Annotated in this window: 15 protein-coding genes and 1 pseudogene; 7 read left to right on the top strand and 9 right to left on the bottom strand. The window is 72.9% G+C overall.

Annotated features, from left to right (window positions below; genetic code table 11):
- Nucleotides 1-80: 80 nt before the first annotated feature.
- Nucleotides 81-620 (top strand): GNAT family N-acetyltransferase, encoded by a 540-nt coding sequence (locus ACFQUZ_RS12170; protein WP_377441311.1) that lies wholly within the window; start codon nt 81-83, stop codon nt 618-620.
- 36 nt (nt 621-656) lie between these two features.
- On the opposite strand, the gene ACFQUZ_RS12165 is transcribed toward ACFQUZ_RS12170, so the two are convergent.
- On the bottom strand, nt 657-1964 hold the full coding sequence (locus ACFQUZ_RS12165; RefSeq protein ID WP_377441309.1) for an ATP-binding protein: 1308 nt from the start codon (nt 1962-1964) through the stop codon (nt 657-659).
- A 121-nt stretch (nt 1965-2085) separates the two neighbouring features.
- On the bottom strand, nt 2086-2520 hold the full coding sequence (locus ACFQUZ_RS12160; RefSeq protein WP_377441307.1) for a hypothetical protein: 435 nt from the start codon (nt 2518-2520) through the stop codon (nt 2086-2088).
- On the opposite strand from ACFQUZ_RS12160, the gene ACFQUZ_RS12155 reads away from it, so the two are divergent.
- Nucleotides 2519-2716: a hypothetical protein gene (locus ACFQUZ_RS12155; RefSeq protein ID WP_377441305.1), complete on the top strand. Its 198-nt coding sequence runs from the start codon at nt 2519-2521 to the stop codon at nt 2714-2716. The genes ACFQUZ_RS12160 and ACFQUZ_RS12155 overlap by 2 nt on opposite strands.
- Nucleotides 2717-3225: 509 nt before the next feature.
- Here ACFQUZ_RS12155 and ACFQUZ_RS12150 read toward each other — a convergent pair.
- The 5 genes and pseudogenes from ACFQUZ_RS12150 to ACFQUZ_RS12130 form a co-directional block, all read right to left on the bottom strand.
- Nucleotides 3226-6419: pseudogene (locus tag ACFQUZ_RS12150) on the bottom strand (UvrD-helicase domain-containing protein).
- 86 nt (nt 6420-6505) lie between these two features.
- Nucleotides 6506-7876 (bottom strand): metallophosphoesterase, encoded by a 1371-nt coding sequence (locus tag ACFQUZ_RS12145; RefSeq protein WP_377441303.1) that lies wholly within the window; start codon nt 7874-7876, stop codon nt 6506-6508.
- Nucleotides 7877-7878: 2 nt separating this feature from the next.
- On the bottom strand, nt 7879-8124 hold the full coding sequence (locus ACFQUZ_RS12140) for a MoaD/ThiS family protein (protein ID WP_377441301.1): 246 nt from the start codon (nt 8122-8124) through the stop codon (nt 7879-7881).
- Nucleotides 8125-8127: 3 nt separating this feature from the next.
- A complete protein-coding gene (moaA, locus tag ACFQUZ_RS12135; RefSeq protein WP_377441299.1) occupies nt 8128-9222 on the bottom strand; it encodes a GTP 3',8-cyclase MoaA in 1095 nt (364 codons plus the stop codon).
- A gap of 105 nt (nt 9223-9327) precedes the next feature.
- Nucleotides 9328-10215 (bottom strand): fructosamine kinase family protein, encoded by an 888-nt coding sequence (locus tag ACFQUZ_RS12130; protein ID WP_377441297.1) that lies wholly within the window; start codon nt 10213-10215, stop codon nt 9328-9330.
- Between the two features lie 83 nt (nt 10216-10298).
- Between ACFQUZ_RS12130 and ACFQUZ_RS12125 the strand changes: the two genes are divergently transcribed.
- Nucleotides 10299-10802 (top strand): GNAT family N-acetyltransferase, encoded by a 504-nt coding sequence (locus ACFQUZ_RS12125; RefSeq protein ID WP_377441295.1) that lies wholly within the window; start codon nt 10299-10301, stop codon nt 10800-10802.
- A 246-nt stretch (nt 10803-11048) separates the two neighbouring features.
- Nucleotides 11049-12299 (top strand): DUF4192 domain-containing protein, encoded by a 1251-nt coding sequence (locus tag ACFQUZ_RS12120; RefSeq protein ID WP_377441293.1) that lies wholly within the window; start codon nt 11049-11051, stop codon nt 12297-12299.
- A gap of 24 nt (nt 12300-12323) precedes the next feature.
- Here ACFQUZ_RS12120 and fdhD read toward each other — a convergent pair whose 3' ends face one another.
- On the bottom strand, nt 12324-13178 hold the full coding sequence (gene fdhD / locus ACFQUZ_RS12115; protein WP_377441291.1) for a formate dehydrogenase accessory sulfurtransferase FdhD: 855 nt from the start codon (nt 13176-13178) through the stop codon (nt 12324-12326).
- A 62-nt stretch (nt 13179-13240) separates the two neighbouring features.
- Between fdhD and ACFQUZ_RS12110 the strand changes: the two genes are divergently transcribed.
- Genes ACFQUZ_RS12110 through ACFQUZ_RS12100 form a run of 3 tightly spaced genes read left to right on the top strand, consistent with a single transcriptional unit; the run spans nt 13241 to nt 15225 of the window.
- Nucleotides 13241-13879 carry a molybdenum cofactor guanylyltransferase gene (locus tag ACFQUZ_RS12110; protein ID WP_377441289.1) on the top strand — a complete coding sequence of 213 codons (639 nt, stop codon included), beginning with the start codon at nt 13241-13243 and terminating at the stop codon, nt 13877-13879.
- A complete protein-coding gene (locus ACFQUZ_RS12105) occupies nt 13876-14106 on the top strand; it encodes a DUF6457 domain-containing protein (RefSeq protein WP_377441287.1) in 231 nt (76 codons plus the stop codon). Before ACFQUZ_RS12110 ends, ACFQUZ_RS12105 begins: the two co-directional genes overlap by 4 nt.
- A gap of 48 nt (nt 14107-14154) precedes the next feature.
- Nucleotides 14155-15225, top strand: coding sequence for a hypothetical protein (locus ACFQUZ_RS12100; protein WP_377441285.1), 1071 nt, complete (start codon nt 14155-14157; stop codon nt 15223-15225).
- Nucleotides 15226-15352: 127 nt separating this feature from the next.
- Here the strand turns inward: ACFQUZ_RS12100 and ACFQUZ_RS12095 are convergent, their stop codons facing one another.
- Nucleotides 15353-15811: an Lrp/AsnC family transcriptional regulator gene (locus ACFQUZ_RS12095; RefSeq protein WP_377441283.1), complete on the bottom strand. Its 459-nt coding sequence runs from the start codon at nt 15809-15811 to the stop codon at nt 15353-15355.
- Nucleotides 15812-15813: the final 2 nt, after the last annotated feature.

The raw sequence follows: 15813 nt of genomic DNA, 5'->3' as shown, positions 1-15813 counted from the left end.
GTCCGGTTTACCCCCACAACCGTCGCCGTACCGCTGTTTCACTGGTCTGACCTGCGGTGGGACGAGTAGCGTCGCGATCCGTGACGACGGTACGACTGCGGTCCGAGCAGCCGGCGGACGGTGCCGGGATCCGGCGCGTGCTCGGCGACGCCTTCGGCCGGCCCGACGCCGCCACGCCCGCCGAGGTACGGCTGGTGGAGGCCCTGCGGGGCAGCACTGCGTGGCTTCCCGAGCTGTCCATGGTGGCCGAGGCCGCCGGGGAGATCGTGGGGTACGCCCTGCTGTCCCGGGTCACCGTCGAACCGTCCGGGACGCCGGCACTGGCGCTCGGTCCGGTCGCCGTGCGACCGGACCGGCAGGGTCTGGGGTACGGCACCGACGTGGTGGAGGCCGTTCTGGACGCCGCCACCGAGTTGGGTGAGAGCCTGGTGGTGGTGCTCGGCAGCCCGGCCTACTACCGTCGGTTCGGTTTCCAGCCGGCGGTTCGGCTCGGGTTGACCAGCCCGTGGTCGGGGCTGGGAAGTCCGTGGCAGGCGCTCGTGCTGCCGACCGACACCGGTGACGCGCCGGCGCCCCCGCCCGGTGAAGTCAGCTTCCCGGCGCCGTGGTCCCTGGTCTGACCACAGCTGAGCCGGCTGTCCTCGGATGCGACGCCGTCACGCCGGCTGCGTTCGGAGGTAGCGGCCGAAGTGCGGCACCGTGAACGCGACCGTGCCGCGTTCACCCGAATAGATCAGACCCTTCTTGATGAGCGCGTCCCGGGCCGGGGACAGGCTCGCTGGCTTGCGACCCAGCGAGCGGGCGATCTCCGCGGTCGGCACCGCGATGTCCATGTCGTCCCGGAGGTGGTCACCACCGTTCGGCGCGCCGGCGGCTCCGGTGGTTCCGGTCGCTCCAGTGGCTCCGGTGGCTCCGGTCGAGTCGGTCGCGGAGGACAGCGCGGCCATCGCCCGCATGTACTCCCGCTCCGCCGGGGTGGCCCGCTCGAAGCGGGAGCCGAAGAAACCCACCGCCAACTCGGCCTCCGCCTCTGGCGCGGCCACCCGGACGTCGGCGGCGGTGATCGGGGTACGCGGGGCGTGGTCCCACGTCGCCTTGCCGTACGCCTGGACGAAGTAGGGGTAGCCGCCCGACTTCTCGTAGAGCAGGTCGAGCGCCTTGGGCTCGTACTCGACCTCCTCCCGGGCGGCCGGTGCGCAGAGCGCCTGGTCGGCCGCGATCCGGTCGAGCCGGTCGATGCGCTGGTAGCGGAACAGTCGTTCCGAGTAGGACTTGGCGGCCGACAGTACGGCGGGCAGGTGCGGCAGACCGGCTCCCACGACGATCAGCGGCGCGCCGAGCTGGGACAGCTCGTGACAGGCGGCACACAGTCCGGAGACGTCCTCGGCCCCCAGGTCTTGCATCTCGTCGATGAACACGGCGATGCCGGTGCCGACGTCGGTGGCCACGCTGGCCGCGTCGGTGAGCAACTCGACCAGGTCGATCTCGATGTCGCCGGAGTCGGCCCGCCCGGTGGCCGCCGGCACGTCGATGCCGGGCTGCCACCGGTCGCGTAGCCGGGGTGCGGTCGCACCGCGACCTCGGCCGACCGGATCGGCGCGCAACGCGAACGCCTTCAGCACGCCGAGGAACTCGTCGATCCGGGCGGGTGCCCGGTGCCGCGGGGCCAGCTCCCGAACGGCCATGTGCAGGGCGGCGGCAACCGGGCGGCGCAACGACTGGTCCGGCCGAGCCTCAATCTTGCCGGTGCCCCAGATCCGGCCGATGGCCTGCGAGCGCAGCGTGTTGAGCAGCACCGTCTTGCCGACGCCGCGGAGGCCGGTCAACATCAGGCTGCGCTCTGGCCGCCCACGGGCCACCCGCTCCAGGACCACGTCGAAGACGTCCAGCTCGCGACCGCGCCCGGCGAGTTCGGGCGGGCGCTGGCCGGCGCCCGGAGCGTACGGGTTGCGGACCGGATCCACGCCTCGCACAGTATCGGGCGTTCTAGCCGGACCGCTAGATGCCGCTATAGGACGCCAGCGTGTCGTGGTCGATGGAAAACTACAGCTATCTAAAAAATGGGCTAGACGACGCTAGTTTTGGTTAGCGCAGTTTGAGGCAGAGCACGAAGTCCAGCACATCCAGCTCACTGTTGAAGAAGTACCAGTCGGTGTAGCCCGCCACCCCGGAGCACTTCGCCACCGCGTCGTTCTTGCCGTTGGTGGCCCCGTCGACGCGCTTGAGCACCTCGTACGTCTTCGGCGTGCAACTGGTGATGGCGAGCTTCGGCTTGTCGCCGCTGCCGCTCTCGTTCTTGACACACTGGCCCTCCTTGACGAACCGGGCGTCCGTCGAGGACTCGGGCGTAGGGGTGGCAGCCACGTCCTCGGAGGGGGCGGCTTCGCTCGCCGGCACCGACTCGGTCGGCGTCGGTGCCGACGCTGTCGACGGCGTGCCGCTGCCCCGGCCGAGCAGGAACACCGTCGTGGCGCCGCCACCAACCACCAACAGCGCCAGGACGGCAAGCAGGATGATCATGGGCGTTCGGCTCTTCGGCGGCGGCGGTGGGGCGCCGGCCGACGACCAGGTGCCCGGTGGCGGTCCCGGCGGGTACGACTGGTCGGCGGCGCCGTATTCCGAGGGCTGGCGGTACTCCGGCGGTCGGCCGTATCCGCCGGCACCGGACTGGCCGTACCCCGCGGCGGGGTCGCCGTACCGAGGATCGGCCGACTGACCCTGGCCGTATTCCGGTCCGGGGCCGTAGGTCGAGCCGGGGCCGTATCCCGGTCCGGGGCCGTATCCCGGTCCGGGGCCGTATCCCGGTCCAGAACCGTAACCGTGGGTCGACGGCGGACCGTCTGGGCGCGGACCGTAGCCGGGACCCGGCTCCCCGTACCCCCGGGACGGGCCGTAGCCCGGCGGCTGATCACTGACGGGCGGACCGTAACTCGGCGGCGGACCGTAGCCGGGCGGCGGGTCGGCCGCCGGCCGGTCGCCGGCCGGGTGCTGTTGCCGGCTCGGCCACGGATCGGGGTGCGGGTCACCCGACCGTCCGTAGTTCGACACGAGTTGTCTCCGATCCGGGGAGAAATCTATGGGCGGGGGATGCCCAGGCCACCGTAGCGTGGACCAATGATCAGCTCATCACCCGGAAGCTGGTCTGCCACTCCACTTTCCTCGTAGATCTCGGGCTCCTGCTGTCCCTCGTCGGTCTGACCCGGGAGTGTGCGGGGAGTGGGTGAGTCAGAGGAGACGGAGCTGGCGATCCTTCGGGCGGCGGGGGCGCGCGTCACCGAGCCGCTCGAACAGCCCTGGGTCGATCGCGTCGAAGAACGGTGTCGGCGCACAGTCCCGGTCCTGCCCACCGCGCACCCGGCGAGCCACGTGACTGAGGTAGAGCCGGTCCTGGGCGCGGGTCATCCCCACGAAGAACAGTCGCCGCTCCTCGGCCAGGTCCTCGTCGCCCGGTGGCCGACCGGGCAACCGCAGCGGCAGCAACCCGTCCTCGCAGCCCACGAGGAACACCACCGGGAACTCCAGTCCCTTGGCCGCGTGCAGGGTGAGCAGGGTGACCGCCTCCGCCCGCGGGTCGAGCGCGTCCACCTCCTCCCCGGTGGCCAGCCTGGTCAGGAACGCCGGCAGGTCGTCGCCGCACCGCTGGGCGAGCGGCGTGAGCAGGTCCACAGCGGACCAGATCTCCTCGGGGCCGACCCCGCCGGCGGCGTCCAGTGTCGGGGCCGCGTACCGGTCGGCGAGCACCTGACCGGCGAGCCGGAGCCGGGCCGCCAAGGGTCCGGCAAGCCCGTCCGCGTGCCGCAACTCGCGGGCCAGGACCGCCACCCCGGCCCGGTCGCGCAGCCGGTTGTGGGACCGCTTCTGAACCGGCACGCCGGCCCGGACGAGCGCGTCGACCACCGCGGCGGCCTGCGCGTCGGTGCGGTAGAGCACCGCGATGTCGGAGAACGACAATCCGGGTCGGGTCTCCGCCCGGCTGTCCGCCCGCCCGGCGTCGAAGGACCGGTGGGACAGCCCACCGACCAGATCGTCCACGGTCCGCACCACGAAGTCCGCCTCGTCCGCCACCGACGCGGCCGGATAGCGGCCGACCAGCGGCGCCTCCGGATCCAACCGCGCCGGGTCGAGGCGCCGCCCCCGGACCAGCGAGGTGGGCGCGATGGCCTGCACCGCGGCGGCCAGGATCGGCGCGGAGGACCGGTAGTTGCGGGTCAACCGGACCAACCGCGCGTCCGTGAAGTCCCGCGAGAAGCGCAGAAAGTACCCCACGTCGGCGCCCCGGAACGAGTAGATCGCCTGGTCGGGGTCACCGATCGCGCAGAGGTTCCCGTCGCCGGGGCTGAGCAGCCGGAGCAGCTCGTACTGGTCGGCGTCGACGTCCTGGTACTCGTCCACGAAGATCCATGACCAGCGCCGGCGGTACTGCGCGACCAGCGCGGGCTCGTCGCGCAGCAGCCGCACCGGCAGCTCCACCAGCTCGTCCAGGTCGACCAGATCACGGGCCCGGAGCAGCTTGACGTACGCCGCGTCGTCATCGCCAGCCTCGGCCCGGATCTCCACCCGGTCGGCGTCGTCGGCGATCCGGAAGTCCGCCGGCAGACCGACCGCGGCGGCGTTTTCCCGCAGGATCAGCAAACCCAGCGAATGGAACGTGGCGACCGTGACGTCCTCGGCCACCGGGCCGAGCAGGTCGTCCAACCGGGACCGCAGCTCCTCGGCGGCGCGCCGGGTGAACGTGATGGCCAGGCAGTGCTCCGGGAAAACGTTCAACTCCGCGCAGAGGTACGCGATGCGATGGGTGAGCGTCCGGGTCTTGCCGGTGCCCGGACCGGCCACGATCAGCATCGGCCCGCCGGGAGCGGACGCGGCGACCCGCTGCATCGCGTCCAGCCGGTCCAGCAGGCCGGTCCCCACCTCCTCCATTCCGGCCAGCACCGGCTCGAACGGCTCGTGCGGCGACGGCGGCGGAGCGATCGGCGGCGGTGGTTCGGACACCGGGACCGGCCGGGACCGTCGGCGGGCGGTGGGACCGGACGCGCCGACCACCGTGCCGGGCCGCGACCGGTCCGGCGCTCGCCGGGGCGCCGGAGCCGGCATGTCGAACAGGGCCTCCGGCTGCGCCCCCCGCCGGCCGGTCAGCTCACCCGGTTCGAACAGGGTGATCACGCCGTACTCGCCGTCGTACCCGGGAACTCGCCGCACCTGGCCGCGGCGCAGCCGGCCGATCGCCTCGGCCAGCAGTTCGCCCCCGGCGGACCGGATGTCCGCCAGCGGCGTCCGAGTGAGGATCTCCAGCTCCGGGCCGAGCGCGGCGGTCAGCGTGGTGAGCTGCCCGGTCACCCGCTTCGACTTGGCCCCGACCGATTCGATCTCGCCGAGGATCTCGGCGAGCGACACCAGATGGGTGACCGCCGGCGTGCCGGCCGGCCGCTGCCCGGCGGGCCGGTCGGCCAGCTCCTCGACCCGGCTGAGCACGCCGACCGTCAGCGGCTTGCCGCACTCCGGGCAGCGCCCGCCGGCCTCCCTGGTCTGCTCGGGCGACCAGTTGATTCCGCAGGCCCGGTGTCCGTCAGCGTGGTACTTCCCCTCCTCGGGAAAGAACTCGATCGTCGAATGCGGCCCGGTGCCGGTCCGCAACGCGTCGCGGACCGCGAAGTAGTCCAGCGCGGTGTCGAAGACGGTTGCCTCGCGGGCCAGGGCGGCCGGTGAATGCGCGTCCGAGTTGGAGACCAGCCGGTAGCGGTCCAGGGTGGACACCCGCCAGTTCATCGCCGGGTCCGACGACAACCCGGTCTCCACGGCGAAGATGTGCTCGGCCAGGTCGGCATAGCAGTCGGCGATCGCGTCGAACCCCGACTTCGAGCCGAGCGCCGAGAACCACGGCGTCCAGATGTGCGCGGGCACCAGGTAGCCGTCCGGGCTGGCGGTGAGGGTGATCTCCAGCAGGTCACGGGAATCCAGGCCGAGGATCGGCCGCCCGTCCGAGGCGAGGTTGCCGATCCGCCCGAGCGCCGTGTTGAACCGCTCCACGGCGTCGAGATCGGGAAGATAGACGAGGTGGTGCACCTTGCGGGTGCGGTCGGCCCGCTTGTAGATGGTGGAGATCTCGACGCTCAGCGCGAACCGTACCGGCGTGCCCTCGGCGGTCGAGGCCAGCCGCGGCGGCAACCGGCGGACGACGTCCCGCTCGGTGTCCGCGTCGAGCCGGTACAGCCCCGGTTCGGCCGGCACCAGCGTCTCCCGCAGGTGCGCCAGCCACGCCGGGTGGGTGAAGTCACCCGTACCGAGCAGGGTGACGCCCTTGCGCCGAGCCCACCAGGCGAGCGTCGGCACGGTCAGGTCGCGGCTGCACGCCCGCGAGTATCTGGAATGGATGTGCAGGTCGGCGACGAACGGGGTGCCCACGGGGGAGCCGCTGACATCGGCGGCCGGGATCGGAAGCACGCCGCATCCTGTCACGCGCCGATCCGGGACTGCCCGGCGCCACGCTGCCGGGTGAGGTGGAGCGCTATGCGCTGCGCAACTCGACAAGGGTGACCTGCGGCGGCGCGCCGACCCGCACCGGCGGCCCCCAGAATCCGGCGCCGTTGGTCACCACCACCTGCGTACCGTCGATTGTGGCGTGCCCGGAAACCACCGGCTGCTCCAGCCCGACCAGGAGGTTGAACGGCACGATCTGTCCACCGTGGGTGTGCCCGGACAGTTGCAGGTCCACCCCGCGCCGGGCCGCCTCGTGCACGGCGACGGGCTGGTGAGCGAGCAGCACCACGGGACGGTCCGGGTCCCGTCCGCCGAGCGCGGCGTCATAGTCCGGTCCCGCCTCGACCCCGGTGCCCCCGAACTCCTCCGCCGACACGTCGTTGACGCCGGCCAGGTCCAACACCCCACCCGGGGTGACGATCTCGCGGCGGCGGTTCTGCAACACCCGCAGACCGAGCCGATCGACCTCGGCCACCCACTCCGCCACGCCGGAGTAGTACTCGTGGTTGCCGGTCACGAAGAAGCTGCCGTACCGGGACCGCAGGTCGCGCAGCGGGGCGGCGGCCGGCCCGAGTTCGGCGACCGAGCCGTCCACCAGGTCACCGACCACCGCCACCAGATCGGCGTCCACCCGGTTGATCGCGGCGACCACCCGTTCGGCGTGCGGACGACCCGAGAGCGGGCCGAGGTGGATGTCGGAGACCAGCGCGATCCTCATCCCGTCCATCCGGCGGGGCAGCTTGGCCAACGGGATCTGGACCCGGTTGAGTCGCGGTGGGCCCTTGGCCACGGCCACCCCGTACCCGGTGACGCCGGTCGCGGTGAGCCCGGCGACGATGGCCAGGCTGCGGGCCAGCAGCAGCCGGCGACCCGGATCGTGTCCCGGCTCGGCCGGCGGGACCGTGGTGCTGCTCGGCGAACCCGTGGCGCCGTCCGGCGGCACCCGGCCGCCGGACCCCGGCCCGACGGCCGGCGCGGGGCCGGCCGAGGCATTCGTGCCGGCCGCCCGCTCCGCGCCCGGCCCGGCCAGCACCGCCACCGGGTCGCCCGCCTCCGTCGGCCGGTCCGCCTGCACCGGCTCCCGCGCCGGTACGCCGGCTGCTCGACGCCGGACGAGACGCCTGATCACCAGCATCGGCAACTCGGCGACGACCAGCAGGACGAGCAGGTAGAACATCACGGCCAGCCAGAGGTAGCCAGGCCACGCCAGCCAGTAGAGCCCGGCTCGGGTGCCCGCCAGGGTGGCTGGGATCAGCAGGGCCAGGGTGACCATCAGCACCCCGCCGGCGCGCCGCCAGCGACCCGGCCGGGTGGTGTCCCGGACCAACCGCTTCCACAGGTACAGGTGGACCAGGGTGGGGACCAGCAGGACGATCGCCAGGAACAGCACCGCCGCCACCCTCAGCCGCCGGCGAACGGGGGTAACACGTCGACCGTGGCGCCGGACGGCAGCGGAGCCCGCCGGTCATGCCAGGCCAGCCCGTCGACCAGGAAGCTGGCGGCGGCCAGGACTGCGGCCAGCCGGGCCCCGCGCCGGTCCGCGAGGTCGGTGGTCAGGTCGGCGAGGGATCGGCCCGAGGGCACGGTCTCCTCACTGACCCCCGCCGCCGCGCGGGCACCGGCGAAGTACCGGATGGTGATCGGCACGGGTCATCCTCCGATCGCGGACATGGGCCGGTGCGGCTGCAGGAAGGTCGGGTCGTCGATACCGTGCCCCGCGCGCTTGGGCCAGGTGGCGGCGCGCCAACGGTCGGCCAGGTCCGTGTCGTCGGCCCCCTCGCGCAACGGCGTCCGCAGATCGGACTCCGCGGTGGCGAACAGACAGTTGCGGATCTGGCCGTCGGCGGTGAGCCGGGTCCGGTCACAGTCACCGCAGAACGGTCGGGTGACGCTGCCGATCACCCCGACCCGAGCCGGTCCGCCGGTGGAGTCGACGTGTCCGTCGACCAGCCAGGTCTCGGCCGGGGCGCCGGCCCGGTCGACCGGGTCGGGTCGTAGCGTGAACTGGTCGCTGAGGGCGGCGAGGATCTCGTCGGCGGTCACCATCGCCGTCCGGTCCCACCCGTGCTGGGCGTCGAGCGGCATCTGCTCGATGAACCGCAGTTGGTAGCCGTGCGCCAAGGCGAACCGGAGCAGCGCCGGGGCCTCGTCGTCGTTGATTCCCCGGAGCAGCACGGCGTTGATCTTCACGGGTCGCAGCCCAGCGGTCGCGGCGGCGGCGAGTCCGGCACGCACGTCGGCGAGCCGGCGACGGCGGGTGATCCGCGCGTAGCGCTCGTCGTCGACGGTGTCCAGGGACACGTTCACCCGGTCCAGTCCGGCCGCCCGTAGCGGCGCGGCGAGCCGGTCCAGCCCGAGGCCGTTGGTGGTCAGCGACAGCCTCGGCCGGGGGGTGAGCCGGGCCACCCGGGCCACGATGTCCACCAGACCGGGTCGGATCAGCGGCTCCCCGCCGGTGAACCGGACCTCGGTGATCCCCAACCGCTCGACCGCCACCCGGACCAACCGGACGACCTCGTCGTCGGTGAGGACCTCACCGCGCGGCAGCCAGGGCAGCCCTTCGGCCGGCATGCAGTAGGTGCAGCGCAGGTTGCACCGATCGGTAAGCGACACCCGAAGGTCGATCGCGGTCCGGCCGTACCGGTCGATCAGAGCACCGGTGCCGGACCGGGCGTCCGGTCCGGACGGCCGCGCTTCGCTTTCCGCCGGGCGGTCCCCCGCCCGCGGCCCCGGCGCACTGGTCATCGCTCGACCGTAGCGCGTCCCGGTCAGGAGACGCGGCCCGGACGGTCGCATCCCATGGCAGGAAGGGTCCATTATCACGCACTCTGCGATGATAAGAGCGCCTTCTCACCTCAGCGCCGCGCGGGCCGTCGCGGCCACCGACTCCCGGTAGGCCGCGCCGAACAGGGCGGCGTGCACCAGCATCAGGTGCAACTGATGCACCGGCACCCGGGCCCGCCAGCCGTCCGCCAGTGGCCACACCTCCTGGTACGCCGCGATCGTCCGGTCGAGGTGTGGACTGCCGCCGAAGAGGGCCAGCTGGGCCAGGTCGGTCTCCCGGTGCCCCCCGTGCGCCGCCGGATCCACCAGCCAGGCCCGGTCACCGGCGCCCCACAGCACATTGCCCGGCCACAGGTCGCCGTGCACCCGGGCCGGAGGCTCACTCCCGCCGTACCCGTCGACGCGGTCGATGACCTGCTCGACAAGCGTGCGTTCGGCCTCGGAGAGGGCGCCGGTGTCCACCGCGCGCCGCAGGTACGGCCGCAGCCGGTGCTCGGCGAACCAGCCGGGCCATGGACCAGGCCGCGCGGTGTTGTCCTGCGGCAGCGCGCCGATGTACCCGTCCCAGTCCGCGCCGAACGCCGGCGCCCCGGCCCGGTGCAGCGCGGCCAACTCCCGGCCGAACCGCTCGGCGGCCGCCGGCGTTGCCGGGCCCGGATCAACCCATTCCAGGGCCAGCAGGTCGGGCAGTTCCACCAGAACCTCGGGCACCGGCACCGCGTTCGCCGCGCGGAGCCAGCGCAGGCCGTTGGCCTCGGCCGTGAAGAACCTGTCGGGTACGGCCGATGCCGCGCCCTCGGGCCAGGTCTTCGCGAAGAGGGAACTGCCGTCGTCCAGGGTGAGTCGGGAGGCGGCGCAGATGTCGCCGCCCGGCACCGGCGTCTCGCGGATCCGCTGGTGGGTCAGGAAGGTGGGGAGCTGTCGCGGGTGCGCGCGCAGGTACGCCAGGTCCATCCGGGCACGGTATCCCGGCACCACGATGCTTTCCGTGCGGCCGTGATGCTTCCGGGGCGGGCCCTTCGGAGTAAGGATGGGGAATGGCCTCCGCAGGCGTGCGTCCGTACCGCCCGACCGACCACCAGGCCGGGCGGCGGTTGTGGACGGAACTGGTCGACCAGCACGGCTCGCTCTATCCGGGGCCGGGCGGATCCGAGCCTGGAACGGGCTTCGAGGAGTACCTGACCCGGCTCGACCTGTCCGGGGTCTGGGTGGCGGACCACCCGGAGTACGGCGTGGTCGGGCTCGTCGGTCTGATCATGGATGGTCGTGCGGGTCGGGTGGAGCCGGTGGTGGTGGACGCCCGGCTGCGCGGGAACGGGCTGGGTCGGGCGCTGCTCGATCACGTGGCCGGGGAGGCGCGCCGGCGTGGGCTGCGCGAGTTGAGGGTCACGCCGGAGTCGCGCAACGTCGACGCGCTGCGCTGCCTGCACGCGGCGGGGTTCGACGTGTTGGCGGCCGTCCAGTTGAGTCTCGACCTGACGGACCGCCCGGTCGACCGGGCGGACGGGATTGACCTGCACGGCCTGCGATTCCGGAGCTGAGGCGTCAGTCCCGTCGCGGTGACCGCGCCGAGTGCGACGGCGGCGCGGCGGGGGAGAGGACCGGCGTACGGCGAGCCGCCGGCCGGCTTCGTCAGGTCGCCGTCCGCGGATCGCGGCCTTCCGGGCGCTCCAAAGACCGGCTCACCTGCTCACTTACAGTGGGTAACTGTGGATAACCCGCGTGTCATCCACAGGCTGCCGGTAGGGGTGTTCCGATGCGCCGCCGGCTGGACCAGGCTGCTCGTCATGGCATCCTCCGACCCACCGCGGCTCACCGTCCGCTCGCCCGCCGACCTGCTCGCCGCCGTGCCGTACCTGCTGGGCTTCCATCCCACCGACAGCCTGGTCGTGGTGGCCATGCACCGCGACCGGATCTCCTTCGCCGCCCGCATCGACCTGCCCGAGTCCGATCCGCCCAGGGTGCGCGCCGCGACCGACGGCCTCGCGGTCGTCGTGGCCAGGCAGCGGGTCGACGCGGTCACGCTGGTGGGGTACGGGCCACCCGCTCGGGTGACCGCCGCGGTGGATGCGGCCGCCGGGGCGATCTCGAAGCGGGGCCTCCCGGTCATCGATCAGCTCCGGGTCACAGCGGGACGGTGGTGGTCATACCTGTGCACCGAGCCCGACTGCTGTCCGATCGACGGGCATCGGCTCGACCCGTCCACCAGCCCGGTCAGCGCCGCCGCCGTCTTCGCGGGCCAGGTCGCGCTGCCCGACCGGGCCGCGCTGGAGCGGCAGGTCGCCCCGGCCGCCGGATCCGAGCGGGCGATGCTGCGGGAGGCGACCGAACGGGCCGCCAACCGCCTGGCGACGCTGCGGGCCGGCGGGCCCGCGGCGGAATCCGCCGGGCCGGTGGGCGGCGGACGCGCCGGTGGACCCGGGTGCCTGGCCGATGATCGTAGGGCCGAGCCAGGGCCGGTGGAGCGAAAGGTGCTCGACGCCGGGTGCGCGGCGATCCGGGAAGCGGTGCACCGGCATCGCTCTGGTGGCCGGCTCACCGACGACGAGGTGACATGGCTCGGCCTCCTCGTCAACCATCTGCCGGTAGGCGACGAGGCGTGGACGCTTATCGAAGCGGGCGACGACGACCAGATCGATCTGTGGACGGACGTGGTGCGCCGGGTCGATCCGGCCCTGGTGCCGGCACCAGCAAGCCTGCTCGCCCTCGCCGCGTGGTTGGACGGGCATGGGGCGCTGGCCGCGGTGGCGCTGGACCGGGCCCTGGAGGCCGATCCCGGTTACCCGCTGGCGTTGCTGCTCGACGACGCCCTGAGCCGTGGCATGCCGCCGGCCGCGCTGCGCGACTGGCCGGACCGGGCGGGCGGCGGACCGGGCGCCTTCGGCGAGGGCGCGTCGGGCGACGGATCGGGCGGGTCGACTGGCGGACGGGGTCCGTCCGGCGGCGGACCGGGCGCACGAGGGCGGCGGGCACGCCACACACCGGGCAGGCGCGCGCGGCGCCGCGGGCGGGACGGTAGCGCCGAGCGCAACCGTTGACCGTGCGGGACCGTTTGGCCGCGCTCAGCCACTGATCCGCTCGGCCCCGGCGTAGACGTTCATCGTCTGACCACGCAGAAAGCCGACGAGGGTCATGCCGGCCTCGGCGGCCAGATCGACGGCGAGGGTGCTGGGCGCCGACACCGCCGCGAGCACCGGAATCCCGGCCATCCAGGACTTCTGTGTCAGCTCGAAGCTCGCCCGGCCGGACACCATCAGGACGTGCCCGGCCAGGGGCAGCCGATCCTGGCGCGCCGCCCAGCCGACGAGCTTGTCCACCGCGTTGTGCCGACCCACGTCCTCGCGTGCCGCCAGCAACTCGCCGTCGGCGGTGAACAACCCCGCGGCGTGCAACCCGCCGGTGCGGGCGAAGCCTCGCTGGGCGGCGCGCAGGGCGTCCGGCAGTGTGGCCAGCGTCGTGGCCGGCACCCGCACCGGATCGGTGGTGACGTCGTACGGCGAGCGGGTCCGGACCGCTTCGATGCTCGCCTTGCCGCAGACGCCGCAGGAACTTGTGGTGTAGAAGCCCCGGGCCGGGTCGGTCTCCGGCTCCGGCACGTCGTCGCCGAGCACCACATCCACCACGTTGTACGTGTTCGGCGCGTCGTCACCCGCGCAGAGCTGGGCGGTCCGCACGTCCTTCGCCGAGCTGATCAGACCCTCGGTCAGCAGGAACCCGATGGCCAGGTCGAGTTCGTCGCCAGGGGTGCGCATCGTCACCGCCAGCGGGCGGCGAGGGCCCTGCCCGGCACGGCCGACCCGGATCTCCAGCGGCTCCTCGGCGGCCAGCGTGTCCGGCCGGCGCACCGCGTTCCGATCCGCCCGATCCGACGCGAGGTCGATCCGCAGCACACTGCGGCGATCCGTGGCCCGTCCCATGACACCATCCTGCCCCGGATCTCGGCCGCCCACCGCGTGGCCGAGCCGGTTACCGTGAGCGGGTGCGGGGATACGCGGCGGTGGTGCTCGCTGGCGGTGCGGCCCGCCGGATGGGCGGTGTGGACAAGCCGGCCATGCTGGTCGGTGGTCGCCCCATGCGGGACCGCGTGCTGGCCGCGGTGGCCGATGCGGCGCCCCGGATCGTGGTGGGGCCCGGCGTCGAGTTGCCCAGCGGCGTGCTGGCCACTCGGGAGGAGCCAGCCGGCGGAGGCCCGGTGGCCGCGTTGGCTGCCGGACTGGCCCATCCCGGTCTGGCCGAGGCGGTCGAGGTGGCCGTGCTCGCGGCCGACCTGCCGCTGCTCACCTCGGCGGCGGTGACCGAATTGCGGCGGGCGCTGGCGGCCGACGGCGCGTTGGACCCGGCGGAGCGGGCGGACGGCGCCTGCTTCCGGGACGAGACCGGCCGGCGTCAACATCTCTGCGGGGTGTGGCGGGTGGGCGCACTGCGCCGCGCTGTCGCGACTCTCACCGACCGTCGCGGGGGGGCACTGGCCGGAGCGTCGATGCGGATGCTGATCGACGGGTTGGTGGTACGGGAGGTGTCTCCGCTCGGTGGCACGGCGTCCGGGTCCGGGGCGCCGCCGTGGTTCGACTGCGACACTGACGACGATGTCCGGCGGGCCGAGGAATGGGTGAAATGACCAAAATGGATGACTGGGTGGCGTCGGCCACTGCGGAGCTTGGCATCGAGCCGGACCGGGTACCGGTGCCCATGGTGCTCGACCTGGCCCGCGACGTGGCACACCAGGTGCTCCGACCGGCCGCGCCGGTGACCGCGTACCTGCTCGGCCTGGCCGTCGGCGCGGGTGCCGACCCCACCGAGGCCGCGCGCCGGCTCACCGATCTGGCCGAGCGGTGGGAGGGCTGATCACGCTGGCGGCTGGGTAGGGTGTTGGCCTGACGGACGGAGGCGATCATGACGGCAGACCCCTCGTCGCCCGGCGCGCACGATCTCGTCCTACTCGACGAGCCCAGCACCGCCGACCTGCGGGTGAAGGTTACCGAGGCGTGGCAGGACTTCGCGCGGGCGCTGGCCGCCGCGTTGCGTACCCTGCCGATCGGTGCCTATCTGGAGATCACCCTCGACCCGACCGCCTCCGGCACCGGCCATGCCGTCTACTCGGTCACGGCGACGGTGGACCAGGAGGACCGGCTCGGAGCGCGGGCGGTGGGCAACGCCGGGCTGCCCGACGGCTACCGGCTCGACCGGTCGGCGGTCGCCGACATGGTCGCCCTCGGCTGGGCGCCGCCGGGGGTGGTCGAGGGCTCCGGTGACCAGTTCGGGCTGCACCGCTCCCGGGCGGAGGCGAATCAGGTGGCCACCGTCGTGTCCCGAACACTGCGGGACGTCTACGGCGCACCGCACCCGGCGTTCCTCGTCTTCCTGGCCCGGAACGCGGACCAGGAGCCGATCACCGTCGAGCCCCTCGGTCCGGCCCGTCCGGAAATCGTCTCGGACGAGCAACTGGAGCGTGACCTCGACGCGGCGCTGGCGACCGCCGTACCCGAGTCCACCGGCGACGCGCTGGCCCTGGACGACCAGGTCCGGACGGTCCTCTCCGCCATGCTGCGCTCCGAGCCCGGCCAACTCCAGGTGGACTCCGACGGAGATATCAGCATCCGGGCGGGATCGGCGATGGTGTTCGTCCGCATCCGGGACAACCCGCCGCTTGTCGACGTCTTCTCCCCGATCCTCACCGAGGTGGAGCCGACCGAGCGGCTCTACGTCAAGCTGTCCGAACTGACCAACCGGATGCCGATCGGGCGGCTCTACTGCGCCAGCGACACGGTGTGGGCGTCGATCCCCGTCTTCGGCCGCAACTTCCAGGCCACCCACCTGATGCTGGCGGTGCAGGTGATGACCGGACTGGCCGACGAACTGGATGACCGGCTGCACGGAGAGTTCGGCGGCAAGCGGTTCTTCGGCGAGGGGGACAAGCCTGCCCAGCGGGAGGTCGGCGAGCACCGCACGGGCATGTACCTCTAGCCACCCACGACGTCGGCTGGCGTCCGTCCACACCCTGTGGATAGAACGTGTGTACTACCCACAGGCGCGTCCACAGCCTGTGGATAGAACGTGTGTACGACGCCGGCGGGTGCTGTCGGGACGCGCTTCAGTCGGGCGCCGCCACGACCGTGGGCGACTCGGCCAGCCTGGACAAGACGATCATGCTCCGGGTGGATGTCACGAAGGGCTCGGCGCGCAGCCGTTCGAGCGCCTGCTCCAGGTGTGCGATGTCGGCGGCGCGGAGATGCACCAGGGCGTCCGCCTCACCGGAGACGGTGTAGGCGCCGACCACTTCGGGATGCCGGCGGGTCGCGGTGGCGAGTTGGGCCGGAGTCGTCCGCCCGGTGCAGAAGAGTTCGATGAACGCCTCGGTCGTCCAGCCGACCGCGGCGGGGTCGACCACGGCCGTGAAGCCGCGGATCACACCGCCGGCGCGGAGCCGGTCAACCCGCCGCTTGACGGCCGGAGCGGAGAGGGAAACCCGGCTGCCGATCTCCGCGTACGAGGCGCGCGCGTCGGCGACGAGCGACGCAATGATTCGCTGATCAACGGCGTCGATGTGCAACG

This window comes from Plantactinospora sp. GCM10030261, from assembly GCF_042666615.1.
Classification (GTDB): Bacteria; Actinomycetota; Actinomycetes; order Mycobacteriales; family Micromonosporaceae; genus KBS50.
The sequence above is the reverse complement of the archived record's forward strand: the minus strand, read 5'-3'. Positions and strand labels throughout refer to the sequence as shown.